Here is a 17,505-nt window from a genome sequence, read left to right as displayed (position 1 = left end):
CTATTAGCTAGTTATCCAGTAAAAGCGACTTAGGTCGCTTTTCTTTTTGCTTTATTAAAGTTCAGGACAAATTCACCGTATACGTGTTAAAAATGCGTTATAATCACCACAAATCTGTTACTTCCCTCACTTACAAAGGAATTATAATGAGTTGGCGCCACTGGATACTACTCTCAACATTACTAAGTACTGCTGTTATTGCTGAAGAAACAGCAAAAAACGAGCAAAACAATGAACTTGAGCTGGTTAAACAATGTATATTAAATGAAGTGATAGGTGGAGACGGTAAGCAAACCCTCGATCAATTGCGCGAAAAATGCTCTGCAGTTGAAGAAAGCAAGCAGCTAACAGCTATCGATAAACGCCAAGCCCGTGAAGCGGTTGGCAAAAAGAATCGTAATGTAATTACGCCGCATAAACGTAATTATATTTTACCGGTTTCTTATATGTCGAACCCAAACACTCGCCCGTTTGATGGATTTGCAGAATTAACCGATAAAAAAGATGGCGACCCTCTCGATAACCTAGAAGCTAAATATCAGTTATCAATTAAAGTACCTTTGTATGATGAGTTTGCCGACTCAGACCAAGCTATATTTTTTGGCTTTACTCTGCAGTCATACTGGCAAGTATACAACGACGATATTTCTTCTCCCTTTCGAGAAACTAATTACGAGCCAGAAATTTTCTGGATTAATTACTTAGACCCTGAAAACGTTTTATGGGGCGATGAAATGGCAATAGCCATTGGTATTTCACACCAATCTAATGGCCGTAGTCAGCCAAACTCGCGTTCTTGGAACCGTATTTATGCCGATTTCATTTGGGAAAATGACGGCTTTGTATTCAGCTTTAAGCCTTGGTACCGCATTCCTGAGAATGAAAAGCCTGCGCCGTTAGATGCACGAGGTGACGATAACCCTGATATCTATAAATACATGGGTTACTTTGAATTTGGTGGCGCGTATCGCTTTCACGATCATGAATTTAGTTTTATGACTCGTAATAATTTAAATTCAGATAACCGCGGGGCAATTCAGCTTGATTGGTCATTCCCTCTATGGGGAAGAGTACGCGGCTATGCGCAGTACTTTAATGGCTATGGTGAGAGTTTAATAGACTATAACGCCGATATTGAACGCTTTGGTGTCGGTATATTACTGACTGACTTACTGTAATAACCGCTAATAAAAAAAGCCAAGCAACTCGCTTGGCTTTTTCGTTTATTCTTATTACTTTTTAACCACAAACTGCCCTTCAAACTGAGCAACTACTTGATCACCATCAAAAATGGTTACTGGCACTAAATAGCTCGCCTTACCCGCCTCTTGTAACTCTATTAAGTTACCTTTACAGGTTTGAATATCAACACAGCCTTTAGGGTCGGTATTCAGTGGTTTTAAATATTTAATATTAGCATCGGCTAACACTATATTACCCTCAAGTCCGGCTTCTTTTAATGCTAAGTACGTTGCTCCCCAACCCGTTAGTGTAGCTAGGCTGTAAATAGAGCCTGCAAACATGGTGTTGTGTAAGTTTAAGTTAGCATTTAAATCTGCACGAGTAGTAAATTGCCAATCAGTGTAGCTTTCTACTTTTATCCCCATAGCATCACTAATAGGGATTGATTCACGCCATGTATTTTGCAGTACTTGAGTCCAATTAGGGTGGCGAAACCAACCTGGCTCACTCGGCTTGAGCTTAACCATTTTATAATGTTGAACATCACCATAGGCTAAATGCGCTTTTTCTTTATTTTCGTAGCCATGACGCTGATAAAATTCCAGAGCACGTTCGCGAGCAAACAGCACTAATTCATCAGCATCTTGATTCCACGCTATTTTTTCTAGCTCATGTAATAAGCGGCTACCAATATGTTGATTACGGTTACCCTCTGCAACCGCCATATAACGTACTTGAGCTTGTTGCTGATTATTAAAGTGCAAACGCGCCACACCCAATACTTCACCTGCTTTATTTTTAATAAAGCGGTGTTCAGCTTCTTGCTCTAAATCGTCTTGCTCAGAACCACGAGGTTCGCCCCATGGTGCACGTAAAACTTGCCAGCGTAATTGATAATAGGCTTGCCAGTCTTCACTACTTTGAGGGGTGCTCACTTGAAACATACAGACTCCATAAATTAAAAATGTAAAAATATTACGCTGTGCATTTTGTGAAAAACACCATACTCGATCTGGGTAAAACTGCAAATACGACTTTGGTTTCCTATAAATGACTGTAAAAAATTAATGACAAAATCGATTGCGCTTTACCCCTGCTGGTTTATGCTCAATATCATGAATAAATATATCCATGGTAGCAGTGGCCTGATAAGCAGGCACTTTATTGAGCATAGTTCATCGCTAGGCCAGTTACTTTATTGGCATAATCAACATGGCATAAATATACAAGTTCGAGAGCATCAACAGCTGCGCTGGCTACTTATTAACAACACCTTGCAATCAGTTATTTTAACCCGGAGTCCACAAGTATTACTGTTTCCTCACCTTGCTTATTTAGCAACGGTTTGGCAGCAACGACCAGCGCCTAAAAAAATACTTGAGCTCGGTTTAGGTGGTGGTGCTATACGTAACTACTTATTACAACAGTACCCTCAAGCGCAGCTAACTTCAGTAGAAAAAAACCCTCATATAATTGACTGTTACCAAGATTTTTTTGCCCTTAATGAAAAGGGCCAAATTTATTGTGAAGATGCACAAACAGTTTTGAAGTCAGTGGTGAATATAGATTGGATTATTTTAGATTTATTTAGTGAACTAGACGCCCCTAGATTCTTATTTGATTTATGTTTTTATCAAACAATTTATGAGGCGCTTGCTCAGCGGGGCATCTTATTTATTAACTTTTTATCGCAACATAGCTCCCAACTTACACAGCTACAACTTGTGCTTAAGCGCGTGTTTGGGGAAGCAGTTAGTATTAAAAAGATCACCGGATTTGTGAATCACATTGTGGTTGTTGAAAAAACACTTTAAGCGGTTAAGTTAAAGGTAACCGGACCGTCGTTACATAAACTAACCTGCATATCGGCTGCAAATACACCGGTCGCTACCTTTATACCGAGTAATTTAGCCTGCTCAACAAAGTAATTATATAATGCTTGCGCTTGGTCTGGTGTGGCTGCCGATGAAAAACTAGGACGCATGCCTTTTTTGGTATTAGCTGCAAGTGTAAATTGCGATATGACTAATAGTTCGCCTTGTATATCTTTGAGACTGAGGTTCATTTTATCATTTTCATCGCTAAAAATTCGATAATTACTGACCTTGTGTAATAGTTTATCAGCAACACGCTCATCATCTTCTTTTTCAACACCAAGCAGTAATACAATACCTTGTTTTATTTCACCAACAATCTGTTTTTCTATTGCTACGTTGGCGTGTGTTACCCGTTGAATTAGTCCTTGCATTTATTCACTATCCTCCGCTCGTTGCTCTTTTTTATTGTAATGTTGCATGTTAATACACACAGTAAATTCAGCACCTAGTAGCACTACTACCCACGACAAGTATACCCATACAAACAAAATAGGAATGGTTGCTACCGCACCATAAATCACTTCGTATGATGGAAAATGGCTAATGTACAAAGCAAAGCCTTTTTTGGTTAACTCAAATAACATTGCAGCAAACAGTGCACCAGGAATAGCGGCCCTAAATGAAACTCGCGTATTCGGCACTAAGGTATACAGCATGATAAAACCAGCCATAGAAATAGCATAAGGGAGTAGTTTTAATAAAAAACCACTAAACCCAGGGATCCCCTGATCGGCGAACGACACTAGTGACACAATATAAGAGGTGACACCAATACTCGCACCCAGTAGTACAGGTCCCAAGCTCAGTACCATCCAATACACAGCAAATGATATCATCATTGGGCGTTTTTTCTTTACTCGCCAAATACGGTTTAGCGTGGCATCTACATTGCGGATCAATAGCAACGCAATAGCGGCTAAAAAGCCAATACCAACAGCCGTCATTTGATTAGCATTACCAGCAAACGAGCTAATATGCTCTTTAATAACATCGGAAGAAGTGGGCACAAAGTTAGTAAATAAAAAACTTTCAATGGCTAAACGGGTCGATTCAAATCCAGGAAAAGCAGAGAAAATTGCCACACCCACCGCTATCAACGGAACCAACGATAACAAAGTAACGTATGCTAAATACCCTGCATTAATGGTTATTTGATCGTCTATACAGCGATTAAAATATTGCATCCACCAGCCTGGTTGCTGTTTTAGAAACGCCTTAACTTGCTGTTTATAATGGGAGAGCTTATCATTCATACAATTAACTTTGTTGGTGGGCTTTTGATTATAATAACAATCAAGGCCATAATTTACAGCATTAACACTCGTAAATAGGAATTCAGATGAAAAAACAAACATTATTAGGGACAGCCATACTCTCGTTAATGCTGATGCTTTCAGGTTGTCAGTCGGCTTATTATTCGGCAATGGAAAAAGTAGGTGTTCATAAACGTGACATTCTTATTGATCGCGTTGAAGAAACGAAAGACTCACAACAAGAGTCGCAACAAGAATTTCAATCAGCACTCGAGCGCCTAACTACCTTAATTAATTTCGATGGCGGTGAGTTGCAAGATGCTTACAATCAACTTAATGACGATTACGAGTCGAGCTTAGCGGCGGCAAACGAAGTATCAAGTAACATAAATAAAGTAGAAGATGTTGCTGATGCGTTGTTTGATGAGTGGAGCGATGAGTTAGAGCAATACAAAAGCGCCTCACTTAAGCGTCAAAGCAGTAAAAAACTAGCTGCAACACAGCGCCAATTTAGCCAATTACTTCGCTCAATGCGCAGCGCTGAGAGCAAAATGGAGCCAGTATTATCGTCTTTACAAGATAACGTGCTTTACTTAAAACATAACTTAAACGCACAAGCGGTAGCCGCCATAAAAGGTGAGTTTACTAACCTTAAGCGTGATATTCAGTTACTCATGAATGACATGAATAAGTCGATTGAAGACTCAAATAAATTTATTGAGCAAATGAATACCGTGGGCTAATTACTATAAACCCGTTTAATAAGCCTACTAAATTGTAGGCTTTTTTATTGTTACTTTTTGTTACCTTTAAGCTCTTCGTTAATCCGCTGTTGTTGTTATACTTTTACAAAATAATAATTAGAACAGTAAAATGAAGTTTAAAGCTATTACCCTAATACTTGCATGCACAATGCTCAGCGCCTGCCAAACAGCTAACCATGTTGAAGTTATTGCAGGGGAGCAAACCATTACCCCGCTACATAAAGATGGCGAGCGAGAAGGACGCTTTCATAACCTCTACCCCGGGGAAAAAACTTACCCGACTACCTGTGAAAGCAACTGCTATCCAACTAGCCCAAAACTACAATGCGAAAAAGACAGCGAAAACTGCCAATTTATTGGTGAGCAACAGCCTATGAATTTAAATACAGGCTTTAGCTTACGCTGGCTGGGACATGCTGGGTTTATGATCCGCACGCCTAACGGACAGCAAGTGTTACTCGATCCTGTAAAAGAGCAGTTTGACTCACCTGTAGATTTAGCATTTAGGCTAGCCTCTGGGTTTTACCGACAACCCGGCGATTGGCTCACAGATAGTGAGCTAAAAAACTTAGACGCTGTGATGTACTCGCATATTCATTACGATCATTTTAATAAAGCAGATATAGAAGAGCTCGGTAATCAACCTCGCTACTTAACACCACTAGGCATGGCCGACAACTTCCCTACAGGCGGGTTTAATATTAGTGAAATGGCGTGGTATGCAAAAACAAATATTGGCGATTTAGCTATCCATGCCTTGCCTGCTCATCACTTTAGCAGCCGTGTATTAGTACCCTTTATTTATGAAGACAACGATAAAGACTTATGGAATGGCTGGCTACTTGAACAAAATGGCAGCTCCTTATTTTTTGCAGGCGACACTGGCTATTCAAAACACTTCAGCGATATACAGCAAAAATATGGCAATATTGATGTGTGCTTAATACCTATAGCTTCTTACTACAGCGAAGATAACCCTAAATGGTATCGTTACGTACATACAACCCCTGAAGACGCTCTAACAGCAGCACAAGAGCTTAACTGTAAAATAATGATACCTTGGGGTTATGGTAACTCAAGTTGGAAAATGGGCGACCACACTAGTCATTCAGCCTTACTGCGTTTATTGTATATGCACAAAAAAATGGACTCGAAAATACCTCTACATATTTTAAATGAAGGTGAAAGCATCGCGTTATAATCAAGCTAGCATAATATTAGTAATAACTTCCCTGCTGAACTATGTTTAATTAACTAAACAGTGAGGAGGTTTTATGTTTCTTGTACGACTTATTTACGCCAGCAAAATAAGTAGTGATTTTGGGCCTGAAGATATAGAAAATATTTTACAAAGTGCTAGAACCTATAATGTAAAAACAAACGTCACCGGCATGTTATGTTTTAGCAATGATTACTTTTTACAATGTCTGGAAGGTTCTAGAACGGCAGTAAATAACACCTATCAACAAATATTAAACGACAAGCGTCACCATAATGTAATTATGCTCAACTATACCCAGCTTCCCGAAAGAGAGTTTGAAAAATGGTCAATGGGCTATGTACCGCAATCTAAGTTAACCGAATCACTGAATCTCAAGTTTTCAGGCTCTATTGATTTTAATCCTTTTAAAATGTCTGGAGAAAGTGCGCATTTATTAATGCTGACATTAAAAGACTGTATAGCAAGCACAGTCAGTTAATATAAAAATAGACTATGAGATTGTTTTTGATTGCTATTTAAGTCAAGCTAAATCACCCTTAGTTGATGAGATGATTAATGAAAAAAACACTACTCGCTTTTAGTTTACTACTTAGCCACCCACTCATGGCTATTGACGTTAGTCATACACCAACAGCCATTGTTATTGATGGTGTTTCTGAAAGTGCATGGGATAGCGCCACTTGGCATCCTATGCCACACCTAATGGATGGTACACTTCCCTCATCAGATGTTGACTTTAAAGGTCGCTATCGTCTTTTATGGGATAAAAACTACTTATATTTGCAAGCCGATATTGCTGATGATGTACTAATTGATACGCACCCAGATCCAACGGTAAAATATTGGGATGATGATGCCCTCGAAGTTTTTATTGATAGTGACGCATCGGGTGGTAATCACCAATTTAACCATACAGCATTTGCTTATCACATTGGCCTTGATAACCAAGCTGCCGATTATGGGCCTGATAAAAAAGGGCATTTATATACCGACCATTTAGTTAGTAACTGGAAACGCAATACCACTGCGCCCTATAACATCACTTGGGAAGTGGCAATAAAACTCTACCCAAATAATTTCCAACAAGGCGCGCAAAATACACCGCTTAAATTAACTGAAAAACAAGTTATTGGTTTTATGCTCGCCTACTGCGATAACGATGGCAGTGAAGTGCGCGAGCACTTTATGGGTTCCCACGAAGTACAGCCTGTTAACGGCAGCCGCAACCTCGGCTATATTGATGCCGACGTGTTTGGCAAAATCACCTTACTACCGAAAAAGTGAAAAAGTTGGCGCGTAGGTTGGGTTGAGCGCAGCGAAACCCAACGAAAAAATACCCTGCTAACAAACATTGAAGCTTTGCATTACCGGCTGCTTTAAGCCCTGCCTCTTTTACTTCTCATTCTCTTCTCTTTGTGTAAATATTTTTAAGTGAATTTTTTACAAAGAGGGTAAGAGGCGCTGCGCTTTTAGCGATCAATACTGATAACTAAAAACTGAAAGCTTCTCTTACTTTAAAAACAAAAAAGCCGCTGTATTTTGCAATACAGCGGCTTTTAAAATCATTATTCTAAATTAATAGATTATGACTTAGGAGCACGACCCGCACGTTTACGCTCATTTTCAGTTAAATGACGCTTACGAATACGAATGTTCTCAGGTGTAACTTCTACTAACTCATCATCAGCAATAAACTCAAGCGCTTGCTCAAGTGAATAGTTAAGTGCTGGTGTTAGTGTTTGTGCTTCATCTGTACCAGATGCACGAACGTTAGTAAGTTGCTTACCTTTAAGCGCGTTAACTGTAAGGTCGTTATCACGGCTATGAATACCGATAACCATACCTTCATAAACTTCAACACCGTGACCGATAAATAAACGGCCGCGCTCTTGTAAGTTAAATAATGCGTTAGTAAGTGCTTTACCTGTTGCGTTAGCAATCATTACGCCGTTCTTACGAACACCTAGCTCGCCACCTTTGTGCGGACCGTAGTGGTCGAACGTATGGTAAAGTAAACCAGAACCCGATGTTAATGTCATGAACTCAGTTTGGAAACCGATTAAACCACGGCTTGGGATCATAAAGTCCATACGCATACGGCCTTTACCATCTGGTGCCATGTCAGTAAGTTCACCTTTACGAAGACCAATTTGCTCCATGATAGAACCTTGATGCTCTTCTTCACAGTCAATAGTTAGTGTTTCATACGGTTCTTCTAACACACCATCAACAGTACGTAAGATTACTTCTGGACGAGAAACAGCTAGCTCGTAACCTTCACGACGCATGTTCTCGATTAATATACCTAGGTGTAACTCACCACGGCCAGATACACGGAAGCTATCTGGGTTATCTGTATCTGCAACACGAAGTGCTACGTTATGCACTAGTTCTTTGTCTAAACGCTCACGAATATTACGTGATGTTACAAACTTACCTTCTTTACCACAGAAAGGAGAGTTGTTTACAGAGAACGTCATTGTTACTGTTGGCTCATCAACACTTAGTGGTGGTAATGCTTCAACGTTGTTAGGACAACAAAGCGTATCTGAAATCTTAAGCTCGCCTAAACCTGTTACTGTTACGATGTTACCAGCGTAAGCTTTATCAGTTTCAATACGTTCAAGGCCTAAGTAGCTTTGTACTGAACCAATCTTACCGTTACGAGTCGTACCGTCTGCACTGATAACCGTAACTTGTTGGTTAGGTGCAACAGAACCACGTTTAATACGACCAATACCAATTACACCTTTATAAGAGTTGTAATCAAGCTGTGAAATCTGCATTTGGAAGTCACCTTCAGGATCTGCATCCGGTGGTGATACTTCGTCAACGATCATCTTGAACATAGGTTCCATGTTATCTGATGCTTCGTCTAAATCTAATGTAGCCCAACCATTGATTGCTGATGCGTAGATTACTTTAAAATCTAACTGCTCATCAGTTGCGCCTAGGTTGTCGAATAAATCAAAGATTTGATCCATAACCCAATCAGGGCGAGCACCTGGCTTATCAATTTTATTGATAACAACGATTGGCTTTAAGCCTTGCGCGAATGCCTTTTGCGTTACGAAACGCGTTTGTGGCATTGGGCCTTCTTGAGCGTCAACAAGTAGTAGTACTGAGTCAGCCATCGAAAGTACGCGTTCAACTTCACCACCGAAGTCGGCGTGTCCAGGAGTATCTACGATATTGATATGGTAATCATTCCAAGATATAGCGGTGTTTTTCGCTAAAATGGTAATACCACGTTCTTTTTCAATGTCGTTTGAATCCATCACGCGCTCTTCATTACCGCCGCGTGTTTCTAATGTACCTGATTGCTCAAGTAGTTTATCAACCAGTGTTGTTTTACCGTGGTCAACGTGGGCGATAATTGCTATATTTCTTAACTTTTCGATACTCATATGTTCACTCAGAGAAATTGAATCTCATTGATCCTGCAGGGGCTATACGTTCTCACCTGCGCTTTCACGAGATGTCCCAGCATAGGATTTAAAAGGGCGCATATTATCCCCTATAAATGGAATGGATGAAAGTTTATCCAAAATAAAATTTCAAACTTTCTCAATAAAATGAATAACCCTTTGTTTTAAAATAATTAATTTTGATGATTAATTTTTATAAATTTATCTAAAAAGGTGGTTTTGAGTTAATTTAAAGCGACTTTAATGCGTATTTTGCAATTTCTGTGTGTTAGTCTAGGGTGATTAATTTGCAAGCAATTATGACTCTGTAAATGTTGCACTATTTTGGAATTATTACGCACCAAAATAGTGCTTAATCTATATCACCTTTATATTGTTTATATATTTTTACATTAAAAACAACATATTATAATAGTGGCACAAAATCAGCTTGTAAGTATTTAAAGTATCTAAGCAGCAATAATAAAACCCAATAGTTGGAGGACACATGTCACAATCGGTTTTAGATTTTATTAAAGAAAATGACGTTAAGTTCATTGATTTACGCTTTACTGACACAAAAGGTAAAGAGCAACATGTTTCTATTCCTCATCATCAAGTTGATGAAGACTTTTTTGAAGATGGAAAAATGTTCGACGGTTCTTCAATTGCTGGCTGGAAAGGCATTAATGAATCAGACATGGTGTTACTACCTGATGCAGATTCAATCAAGCTTGACCCTTTCACAGAAGAAACAACGCTAATAGTTCGTTGTGACGTGGTTGAGCCTTCTACATTACAAGGTTATGAGCGCGACCCACGCTCAGTGGCAAAACGCGCTGAAGAGTACATGCGTTCTACCGGTATTGCTGACACCGTTTTATTTGGTCCAGAGCCAGAGTTTTTCGTATTTGACGACGTTAAATACAAATCTGACATGTCAGGTTCAATGTATAAAATTGATTCTAAGCAAGCAGCTTGGAACTCAGATAAAGAATATGCAGATGGCAACACAGGCCACCGTCCAGGTATTAAAGGCGGTTACTTCCCGGTTGCACCTGTTGATGATTTTCAGGATTGGCGTTCTGCAACGTGTTTAGTTCTTGAAGAGCTTGGGCAAGTTGTTGAAGCGCACCACCACGAAGTGGCAACTGCCGGTCAGAATGAAATCGCAACTCGCTTTAACACTATGGTTTTAAAAGCAGATGAAATCCAAGAAATGAAATATGTTATTCACAACATGGCTCATTTATACGGAAAAACAGCAACCTTTATGCCTAAGCCTGTTGTTGGCGATAACGGTTCAGGTATGCACTGTCACCAGTCTTTAGCTAAAGACGGCGTAAACTTATTCGCAGGTGATAAGTACGGCGGTCTTTCTGAAGACGCGCTTTACTACATTGGTGGTATCATCAAACATGCTAAAGCAATCAACGCTTTTGCCAATGCATCAACTAACTCGTACAAGCGTTTAGTACCTGGCTTTGAAGCACCGGTAATGCTTGCATACTCTGCACGTAACCGTTCAGCATCAATTCGTATTCCAGTGGTTCCATCTGCAAAAGGTCGTCGTATTGAAGTACGCTTCCCAGATCCAACTGCTAACCCATATCTTGCATTCTCAGCAATGCTTATGGCTGGCCTTGACGGAATTAAAAACAAAATTCACCCTGGCGATGCTATGGATAAGGATTTATACGACTTACCAGCTGAAGAAGCGGCAGAAATTCCAACAGTGGCAGCATCATTAGATGAAGCATTAGCGGCATTAGATGCAGACCGTGAGTTCTTAAACCAAGGTGGCGTATTCACTAACGACCTAATCGATGCTTACATTGCACTTAAGTCAAAAGAAGTTGAAAAACTTAACATGACAACTCACCCAGTTGAGTTTGAAATGTACTACAGCTGTTAATTTATTAACCGATAAATAATGTGTGTTTTAAGCCCGCTCTGCGGGCTTTTTTTATGGTAAATTTAATGGTTCTACACTAAAGTAAAGTATGTTTTAACAATGCAGGTTAGCAGGATGATAGGTAAGGTTTTATTGCTATTAATAGCTTTAATATTAAGCCTTAATAGCCATGCGAATAATAAAAAAATTTACGCATGGAAAGATAAAAATGGTGTACTGGTTTTTTCAGATACCCCCCAACCTGGTGCTAAAGAGGTTAAACTCACTAGCCAACACTTCAACATGCCTGCAACAAATACTGATATTCTTAATACTTCACCAACTAAAACAGCGGTAAAGTTTAAAATTAGCATTACATCGCCAGAGCCCAACCAAGCTATAAGAGAAAACACCGGCTCTGTGTATGTTTCAACTCAGATTGCTCCTCGGTTTGAAGCTGGATTTACCATTGGTTTATTTTTAAATGGCGTTGCCATTGATGAACCTAGTGACACCACTATGCTGGCGTTAAGAGATGTAGAGCGCGGGCAACACAGACTACAAGTTAAACTTTATAATAAACAAAACCAGGTAATTGCAACTAGCCCTGAAAGTGTATTTTTTATGCATCGCAAAGGCCTTAATATAGGTCGGTAATTGCAGTTAAGTACGCACAATTAGCGTATATTTTACTAAAAACCTTGCCTACCTCCCCAGGCGCACTAAAATGGTGCAATAATGATTAACAAAACACATTTTAGCCCAGAGCTACTAAATATAATTTGGCAAAACCAAACCACCGCCCTGATGTTACTTGATGAAAGCTTTACGCTCATTTACGCCAACACTAGTGCCAGTGAATTACTTGGCTTAGGCGAAAAGCGCTTACCAGGGCAAGCGTTCGATGATTTATTTAATTACCACTCTATAGACTTAAAACGTATTGCACAGTATTCGTTAGTTGACGGTGTAGACTGCCACCAGCATAGAGCTGATGTGGTGTTTATCGATTCTCGCCATGCAAAGTTAGCGGTCAGCACACGACGAATAAAGCATAACGACACCTTTTATATTTTATTTGAATGTCGACAAACTGATGACGAAATAAAGCACGATCAAGTCTCAAATCAAATGCACCAATACCAAGCTGCACGTAACTTAATTCGCGGTTTAGCTCATGAAATTAAAAACCCACTGGGTGGAATTCGCGGGGCGGCGCAATTATTGCAGTATGAAGGTGATCAGCAAGAAAGAGATCAATGTGCAGAACTGATAATTGAACAAGCCGATCGGTTGCGTGAATTAGTTGATAGACTCCTTGGACCCAATCAGCTGCCGCAAAAATCGTATGGCAATATACATCAAACATTAGAGTCGGTTGTAAAACTCAGTACCTTAGATAACAACCGCGATATTCGGTTAGTTAAAGACTACGATCCGAGTATTCCTGATGTTTATATTGATCAGAGCAAAGTTCAACAGGTAGTGCTAAACATTGTGCGTAATGCACAACAAGCATTAGTAGATGGTGGCGAAATAAAAATAAAAACGCGGATTAATTACCAGCATCGTCGTCCTGGCAAAGCCCCTAAAAAGGCACTACTTATTCAAGTAATGGATAACGGCCCAGGTATTGATGCTAATTTACGCGACACCTTATTTTATCCTATGACTACCAATAAAGAAGGTGGCTCGGGACTTGGGTTATCTATAGCGCAAACCTTGATTGATCAACATGATGGCTATATCGAATGTGATAGTTGGCCGGGACATACTGAATTTAATATTTATCTGCCGTTTACAGATTAATACTTTGGAGTTTGCATGAAAACAGCTTGGCTTGTAGATGATGATGCCTCAATTCGCTTTGTATTAGAAAAAGCACTGACTCGCGCAGGGTTTGAAGTAGAAAGTTTTGCAGATGCGCAAAACGTACTTAACGCGCTAAAATTTAGTCAACCTAGCGTGTTGATTTCTGATGTGAGAATGCCTGGCATGGATGGTATGGCGTTGCTTGAGCTAATAGCAGAGCAAACGCCGGGGCTACCTGTGATCATTATGACCGCCCACTCAGACCTTGATTCAGCCGTTAATGCATTCCAAAAAGGCGCATTTGAGTATTTGGCCAAGCCGTTTGATTTAAATGAAGCAGTTGCACTGGTGGAAAGTGCGTATCGAGCTAATTCCACTAAAAAAACGAAACGTAAAAGCGCGCCACCCAAAAGTGCCCATATTATTGGTGAAGCCCCTGCTATGCAGGAGGTATTTCGTGCCATAGGTAAACTCTCAGCATCGAGTATGAGCGTACTGATCAATGGAGAGTCAGGTACTGGTAAAGAGTTGGTTGCCAGTGCTTTGCATAACCACAGCCCACGTAAAGAAAACCAATTTATTGCCCTTAATATGGCTGCCATCCCTAAAGAATTAGTTGAATCTGAACTGTTTGGCCATGAAAAAGGCGCTTTTACTGGAGCAGATAGCGTGCGTAAAGGTCGCTTTGAACAAGCTAATGGCGGTACCTTATTTTTGGATGAAATCGGTGATATGCCACTGGATGTACAAACGCGATTATTGCGCGTATTAGCCGATGGCGAATTTTATCGCGTAGGGGGTCATCAAAGTATAAAAGTAGATGTACGCATTATTGCTGCCACCCATCAAAACTTAGAAGAACTGGTAAAGCAAGGTAAGTTTAGGGATGATTTATTTCATCGTTTAAACGTGGTTCGCCTACGTTTACCTGCTTTACGCGAGCGCCCTGAGGATATAGAGCGCCTAGCGCTACACTTTTTACATAAAAGCGCAAAAGACCTGCAAGTAGATAGCAAAGTATTAAGCCCTAAAGCAATTAAACAACTGTGTTTATTTAATTGGCCTGGGAATGTTCGTCAACTTGAAAACACCTGCCGCTGGTTAACCGTTATGGCGCCTGGAGAGCTGATTGGCGAGCAAGATTTACCTCCTGAAATTATTGATAATGCCGCCGCAACACAAGAAGGCGATTGGCTAGATTCATTTCAGCAGTGGCTTAATCAAGAGTTTAAACAAGGTAAAGAAAATATTTGGCCGGATATTCAAGCCCAGCTAGAAACCCGCTTAATAAAAACAGCACTGGCTAATTGTTCTGGCCATAAGCAAGAAGCCGCAGTAAAAATTGGTTGGGGTCGCAATACGTTGACCCGAAAATTAAAAGAGCGCAATATTAGCTGATATTTTATAAGACTAGCGTCCTAGGTTATTAATGAAGTTAATTGAGAACATCCCTTTGTTTAAGCAAATGGAGATTATAAATCGCTTAGATTTTTTTAAAGAATTCACACTTAATGAGCGCCAAATTCTGCTTGAGTCGTTTGGTTTGCTCTATTTGATAAATAAAAATCAGTTTTTATTTAAAGAATTTGATAATGATAAGCGACTGTTTATTGTGCTCAGTGGATCTTTAATGGTGTTTAAACACAATCACCTACTGGAACTGGGCAGTATAGAACCTGGCGAATTTATTGGTGAAGGTGCATTTATTAATAACCGAGAGCGCAGTATTAATGCACGCGCCAAAGAAAGCGCTATAGTACTGGCTATTACTGCCGATGCCCTTACCCGCCTACCTAATGTCATACGTGAAAAAATTAAAGACCGTATTATTGAAGGTATGAGCCTGCGCATTGCAAAACTCTCGGAGCATATAGAAGAGCATGGTTAACAGTTAACTTAATCCATATAAACAACCTGCATTGAACAATTAAGCCAGCCTGGCTTATTTACATGAGCTGTTATGGTATATGTGTCTGATGGTTTATCGCCAAAAGGTGTCTCAACCAATGGCTGTGAATGAGTGTAGGTTTGTGAATAATTGCTGTAGTAAATAACCAAATAGCCGTATAAATATTCCCATTTCAATGTGACTTTTGCGCCGCTGATTAATGTGAACTCAGCATGTTGATCATTAAAGGTTACGACTAGGTCATTAAACTCATCTTTTTCGCACTGGGTTGTTCGCAACCGAGAAGGCATGGTAAAAGCGTCATACGCATTAGTATTTTTTAGATAAAAACCAATATTACCATCGCCATAAAAGTGATTTTCGCGTGTGGTGTAGCTAATTTCGGGTTGATAACCTAGCCCTTGCATAATAGTAGCTAACTGCTCTGTTTCTTGGCGTAAAATTCTATCATTTGATAATAGTAAAGTAGCTACGCCAAATTCCCGAGGGATGTCGTGTTCAACATATTCGTAAGGTAAGGATTGTGATTTAAGTGCGGCCTCTAGCTGCTGACGCTGTGAGTCCGATAAACCTTTACTAAATATATACACTGTAGGTTGTTGGCATGCACTCAACAATAGCATGAGTGCACACGCTAAAATTCCATTTTTCATTATCACCCCCATTGATTACAAGTGTAGTCTAAAGGAGTGATTTAAAATGGCAACTTAATTTATTTGGCTGTTTAACCTGAAGTCTGGTTATTTAGCCATGCATCGACACTCTGACGTTTGTACAGCACTTCATTAAATAACCGATGACGCTCAAATACTAGCTCACTTTGTTTGGTTTTAAGCCCGCTAGTTAGCTGGCTATGGGTATCGTTAAACTTAGAGATAACTGAAAAGCCACGTTCAGTATCTTCTTTTACCTGTTGTGCTAGATGCGCTCTTACATCATCAGCGGTTAACAGATCTGAATGCTCTAAGCCCATTAGCTCTTTTTTCATCGCTAATCTTATGCCCATGTTTTACTCCATTATTTATATTCAATCTCTTATACGGCCGATATTGGCAATTAGCGCGCCAATGTGTAATTTTTTTCGCGTGAAGCTTAACCCTGAATTACTTCAGTTTTTTTAAAGACTATAAAAAGAGATAAAAAGTTTCATAAAAAATCACATAATCAACTCACCTAACAAGCTCACTTTGGTGCAAAATAGCCACTGAGCCTTTATACTACAGCTAATACCACCCCCACTGAGAAACATGATGAACGAAGAATATATAGAAGTTGAGTTAGAAGAAGAGCCTATAGAGCTGTGCAAATTATTAAAGGTATTAGATCTTGTTGAAGGTGGTGGTCAAGCAAAAAACCTAATTAGCGAAGGCTATGTCGGTGTTAACCATGAAATTTGTACAATCAAACGGAAAAAATTATACAGCGGTGATGTACTTGCATTTGATGGCGAGTTGTTTCAATTAACGTTAAGTGAAGATGCCACTCCAGCAGAACGTCCAGTTATTGATGAAACAGTGACAGCAGAAAAAGCCGCGCCAGTAGCAACAACAGAGCCGGCTAAAAATAAACGCAAACGCACTAAAAAGCCTAAAGTTGATGAAAAAACGGGTCGTCGCCCTATTTCATTTGGCTAACATTTGCTTAAGTTATACGTGTTATTAAAAGCCAGTTTGCATCACTGGCTTTTTTATTCTTTAATAGAATATCAATAATAAAAAATAGATGCTTACATGTCAGAAAACACCTCAAACCGCTGGATAAAACCCGTACTTATTACTGCCTTATTATGGAACATATTAGGTATTCTTGCATTTGTCATGCAGCTGTTTCTCTCTCCAGAGATGATAAGTAAACTACCTGAAGAACAACAGCTTGCTTATAACAGCCAACCTCTATGGGCTACTTTAGCGTTTGCTATTGCGGTATTTGGCGGCGCATTAGGATGCGTACTTTTGTTATTCAAAAAGTCACTAGCCACATTAACATTAATAATCTCTTTGGCAGCGGTTCTAGCTCAGCAATACTATAATTTTATGATTATTAATAGCATCAACTTGTTTGGTATTAGCGCTATTTTTATGCCTATTGCAGTCACGATAATTTCGATTGCATTGGTGTATTTAAGTTTCCATTTAAAGCAACAGGACTACTTTAAATAACACTTTTTTGAGTTTAGTTTTGTGGT

General features: G+C 39.6%; 19 protein-coding genes. 13 read left to right on the top strand and 6 right to left on the bottom strand.

The window, feature by feature from the left end; genetic code table 11:
* The first annotated feature begins 146 nt into the window (after positions 1-146).
* Positions 147-1,178 (top strand): phospholipase A, encoded by a 1,032-nt coding sequence (locus AC0L7Q_RS00340; RefSeq protein ID WP_055012465.1) that lies wholly within the window; start codon positions 147-149, stop codon positions 1,176-1,178.
* Between the two features lie 54 nt (positions 1,179-1,232).
* Here the strand turns inward: AC0L7Q_RS00340 and AC0L7Q_RS00335 are convergent, their stop codons facing one another.
* Positions 1,233-2,126 (bottom strand): bifunctional GNAT family N-acetyltransferase/hotdog fold thioesterase, encoded by an 894-nt coding sequence (locus AC0L7Q_RS00335; protein WP_010392028.1) that lies wholly within the window; start codon positions 2,124-2,126, stop codon positions 1,233-1,235.
* Positions 2,127-2,249: 123 nt separating this feature from the next.
* On the opposite strand from AC0L7Q_RS00335, the gene AC0L7Q_RS00330 reads away from it, so the two are divergent.
* Entirely contained in the window at positions 2,250-2,996 is a 747-nt protein-coding gene (locus tag AC0L7Q_RS00330; protein WP_409424391.1) for a spermidine synthase, read from the top strand.
* Here AC0L7Q_RS00330 and dtd read toward each other — a convergent pair.
* Both dtd and AC0L7Q_RS00320 read right to left on the bottom strand, forming a co-directional pair.
* The gene (gene dtd / locus AC0L7Q_RS00325; RefSeq protein WP_010392023.1) at positions 2,993-3,430 is read right to left on the bottom strand and encodes a D-aminoacyl-tRNA deacylase; all 438 of its coding nucleotides are present in this window, start codon (positions 3,428-3,430) and stop codon (positions 2,993-2,995) included. The two genes, AC0L7Q_RS00330 and dtd, sit on opposite strands and share 4 nt — an antisense overlap.
* The gene (locus tag AC0L7Q_RS00320; protein WP_413401099.1) at positions 3,431-4,312 is read right to left on the bottom strand and encodes a virulence factor BrkB family protein; all 882 of its coding nucleotides are present in this window, start codon (positions 4,310-4,312) and stop codon (positions 3,431-3,433) included. It lies immediately after the preceding gene.
* Between the two features lie 86 nt (positions 4,313-4,398).
* Between AC0L7Q_RS00320 and AC0L7Q_RS00315 the strand changes: the two genes are divergently transcribed.
* From AC0L7Q_RS00315 to AC0L7Q_RS00300, 4 genes are all read left to right on the top strand, one after another.
* Entirely contained in the window at positions 4,399-5,055 is a 657-nt protein-coding gene (locus AC0L7Q_RS00315; RefSeq protein WP_413401098.1) for a DUF2959 domain-containing protein, read from the top strand.
* A 130-nt stretch (positions 5,056-5,185) separates the two neighbouring features.
* On the top strand, positions 5,186-6,277 hold the full coding sequence (locus AC0L7Q_RS00310) for an MBL fold metallo-hydrolase (protein WP_413401097.1): 1,092 nt from the start codon (positions 5,186-5,188) through the stop codon (positions 6,275-6,277).
* A gap of 73 nt (positions 6,278-6,350) precedes the next feature.
* The gene (locus tag AC0L7Q_RS00305; RefSeq protein WP_413401096.1) at positions 6,351-6,776 is read left to right on the top strand and encodes a BLUF domain-containing protein; all 426 of its coding nucleotides are present in this window, start codon (positions 6,351-6,353) and stop codon (positions 6,774-6,776) included.
* 77 nt (positions 6,777-6,853) lie between these two features.
* Complete coding sequence (locus AC0L7Q_RS00300; protein WP_413401095.1) at positions 6,854-7,582, top strand: CBM9 family sugar-binding protein; 729 nt, start codon at positions 6,854-6,856, stop codon at positions 7,580-7,582.
* A gap of 299 nt (positions 7,583-7,881) precedes the next feature.
* Here AC0L7Q_RS00300 and typA read toward each other — a convergent pair whose 3' ends face one another.
* The gene (typA, locus tag AC0L7Q_RS00295) at positions 7,882-9,705 is read right to left on the bottom strand and encodes a translational GTPase TypA (RefSeq protein ID WP_010392008.1); all 1,824 of its coding nucleotides are present in this window, start codon (positions 9,703-9,705) and stop codon (positions 7,882-7,884) included.
* Between the two features lie 508 nt (positions 9,706-10,213).
* Between typA and glnA the strand changes: the two genes are divergently transcribed.
* The 5 genes from glnA to AC0L7Q_RS00270 all read left to right on the top strand — a co-directional run bounded on the left by glnA (position 10,214) and on the right by AC0L7Q_RS00270 (position 15,299).
* Entirely contained in the window at positions 10,214-11,620 is a 1,407-nt protein-coding gene (gene glnA, locus AC0L7Q_RS00290) for a glutamate--ammonia ligase (RefSeq protein WP_413401094.1), read from the top strand.
* Between the two features lie 114 nt (positions 11,621-11,734).
* Positions 11,735-12,256 (top strand): DUF4124 domain-containing protein, encoded by a 522-nt coding sequence (locus AC0L7Q_RS00285; protein ID WP_409424385.1) that lies wholly within the window; start codon positions 11,735-11,737, stop codon positions 12,254-12,256.
* A gap of 81 nt (positions 12,257-12,337) precedes the next feature.
* Positions 12,338-13,408 (top strand): nitrogen regulation protein NR(II), encoded by a 1,071-nt coding sequence (glnL, locus tag AC0L7Q_RS00280; protein ID WP_413401093.1) that lies wholly within the window; start codon positions 12,338-12,340, stop codon positions 13,406-13,408.
* A 15-nt stretch (positions 13,409-13,423) separates the two neighbouring features.
* Positions 13,424-14,809: a nitrogen regulation protein NR(I) gene (gene ntrC / locus AC0L7Q_RS00275; RefSeq protein ID WP_010391999.1), complete on the top strand. Its 1,386-nt coding sequence runs from the start codon at positions 13,424-13,426 to the stop codon at positions 14,807-14,809.
* 31 nt (positions 14,810-14,840) lie between these two features.
* The gene (locus tag AC0L7Q_RS00270; RefSeq protein ID WP_008108381.1) at positions 14,841-15,299 is read left to right on the top strand and encodes a Crp/Fnr family transcriptional regulator; all 459 of its coding nucleotides are present in this window, start codon (positions 14,841-14,843) and stop codon (positions 15,297-15,299) included.
* A gap of 8 nt (positions 15,300-15,307) precedes the next feature.
* On the opposite strand, the gene AC0L7Q_RS00265 is transcribed toward AC0L7Q_RS00270, so the two are convergent.
* Positions 15,308-15,973 carry a hypothetical protein gene (locus tag AC0L7Q_RS00265; RefSeq protein WP_413401092.1) on the bottom strand — a complete coding sequence of 222 codons (666 nt, stop codon included), beginning with the start codon at positions 15,971-15,973 and terminating at the stop codon, positions 15,308-15,310.
* Positions 15,974-16,044: 71 nt separating this feature from the next.
* On the bottom strand, positions 16,045-16,326 hold the full coding sequence (locus AC0L7Q_RS00260; protein WP_008108379.1) for a hypothetical protein: 282 nt from the start codon (positions 16,324-16,326) through the stop codon (positions 16,045-16,047).
* Positions 16,327-16,570: 244 nt separating this feature from the next.
* On the opposite strand from AC0L7Q_RS00260, the gene AC0L7Q_RS00255 reads away from it, so the two are divergent.
* A complete protein-coding gene (locus AC0L7Q_RS00255) occupies positions 16,571-16,954 on the top strand; it encodes an RNA-binding S4 domain-containing protein (protein ID WP_008108378.1) in 384 nt (127 codons plus the stop codon).
* Positions 16,955-17,050: 96 nt separating this feature from the next.
* A complete protein-coding gene (locus AC0L7Q_RS00250; RefSeq protein WP_409424379.1) occupies positions 17,051-17,479 on the top strand; it encodes a hypothetical protein in 429 nt (142 codons plus the stop codon).
* Positions 17,480-17,505: the final 26 nt, after the last annotated feature.

This window comes from Pseudoalteromonas sp. KJ63-1, assembly GCF_055808145.1.
Note: the sequence above shows the minus strand (reverse complement) of the source record. Positions and strands in the feature narration are given on the sequence as shown.

Coding starts and splice junctions, on each gene's coding strand:
- AC0L7Q_RS00340 (WP_055012465.1), top strand. CDS start 147: ATGAGTTGGCGCCACTGGATACTACTCTCAACATTACTAAGTACTGCT.
- AC0L7Q_RS00335 (WP_010392028.1), bottom strand. CDS start 2,126: ATGTTTCAAGTGAGCACCCCTCAAAGTAGTGAAGACTGGCAAGCCTAT.
- AC0L7Q_RS00330 (WP_409424391.1), top strand. CDS start 2,250: ATGACAAAATCGATTGCGCTTTACCCCTGCTGGTTTATGCTCAATATC.
- dtd (WP_010392023.1), bottom strand. CDS start 3,430: ATGCAAGGACTAATTCAACGGGTAACACACGCCAACGTAGCAATAGAA.
- AC0L7Q_RS00320 (WP_413401099.1), bottom strand. CDS start 4,312: ATGAATGATAAGCTCTCCCATTATAAACAGCAAGTTAAGGCGTTTCTA.
- AC0L7Q_RS00315 (WP_413401098.1), top strand. CDS start 4,399: ATGAAAAAACAAACATTATTAGGGACAGCCATACTCTCGTTAATGCTG.
- AC0L7Q_RS00310 (WP_413401097.1), top strand. CDS start 5,186: ATGAAGTTTAAAGCTATTACCCTAATACTTGCATGCACAATGCTCAGC.
- AC0L7Q_RS00305 (WP_413401096.1), top strand. CDS start 6,351: ATGTTTCTTGTACGACTTATTTACGCCAGCAAAATAAGTAGTGATTTT.
- AC0L7Q_RS00300 (WP_413401095.1), top strand. CDS start 6,854: ATGAAAAAAACACTACTCGCTTTTAGTTTACTACTTAGCCACCCACTC.
- typA (WP_010392008.1), bottom strand. CDS start 9,705: ATGAGTATCGAAAAGTTAAGAAATATAGCAATTATCGCCCACGTTGAC.
- glnA (WP_413401094.1), top strand. CDS start 10,214: ATGTCACAATCGGTTTTAGATTTTATTAAAGAAAATGACGTTAAGTTC.
- AC0L7Q_RS00285 (WP_409424385.1), top strand. CDS start 11,735: ATGATAGGTAAGGTTTTATTGCTATTAATAGCTTTAATATTAAGCCTT.
- glnL (WP_413401093.1), top strand. CDS start 12,338: ATGATTAACAAAACACATTTTAGCCCAGAGCTACTAAATATAATTTGG.
- ntrC (WP_010391999.1), top strand. CDS start 13,424: ATGAAAACAGCTTGGCTTGTAGATGATGATGCCTCAATTCGCTTTGTA.
- AC0L7Q_RS00270 (WP_008108381.1), top strand. CDS start 14,841: ATGAAGTTAATTGAGAACATCCCTTTGTTTAAGCAAATGGAGATTATA.
- AC0L7Q_RS00265 (WP_413401092.1), bottom strand. CDS start 15,973: ATGAAAAATGGAATTTTAGCGTGTGCACTCATGCTATTGTTGAGTGCA.
- AC0L7Q_RS00260 (WP_008108379.1), bottom strand. CDS start 16,326: ATGGGCATAAGATTAGCGATGAAAAAAGAGCTAATGGGCTTAGAGCAT.
- AC0L7Q_RS00255 (WP_008108378.1), top strand. CDS start 16,571: ATGAACGAAGAATATATAGAAGTTGAGTTAGAAGAAGAGCCTATAGAG.
- AC0L7Q_RS00250 (WP_409424379.1), top strand. CDS start 17,051: ATGTCAGAAAACACCTCAAACCGCTGGATAAAACCCGTACTTATTACT.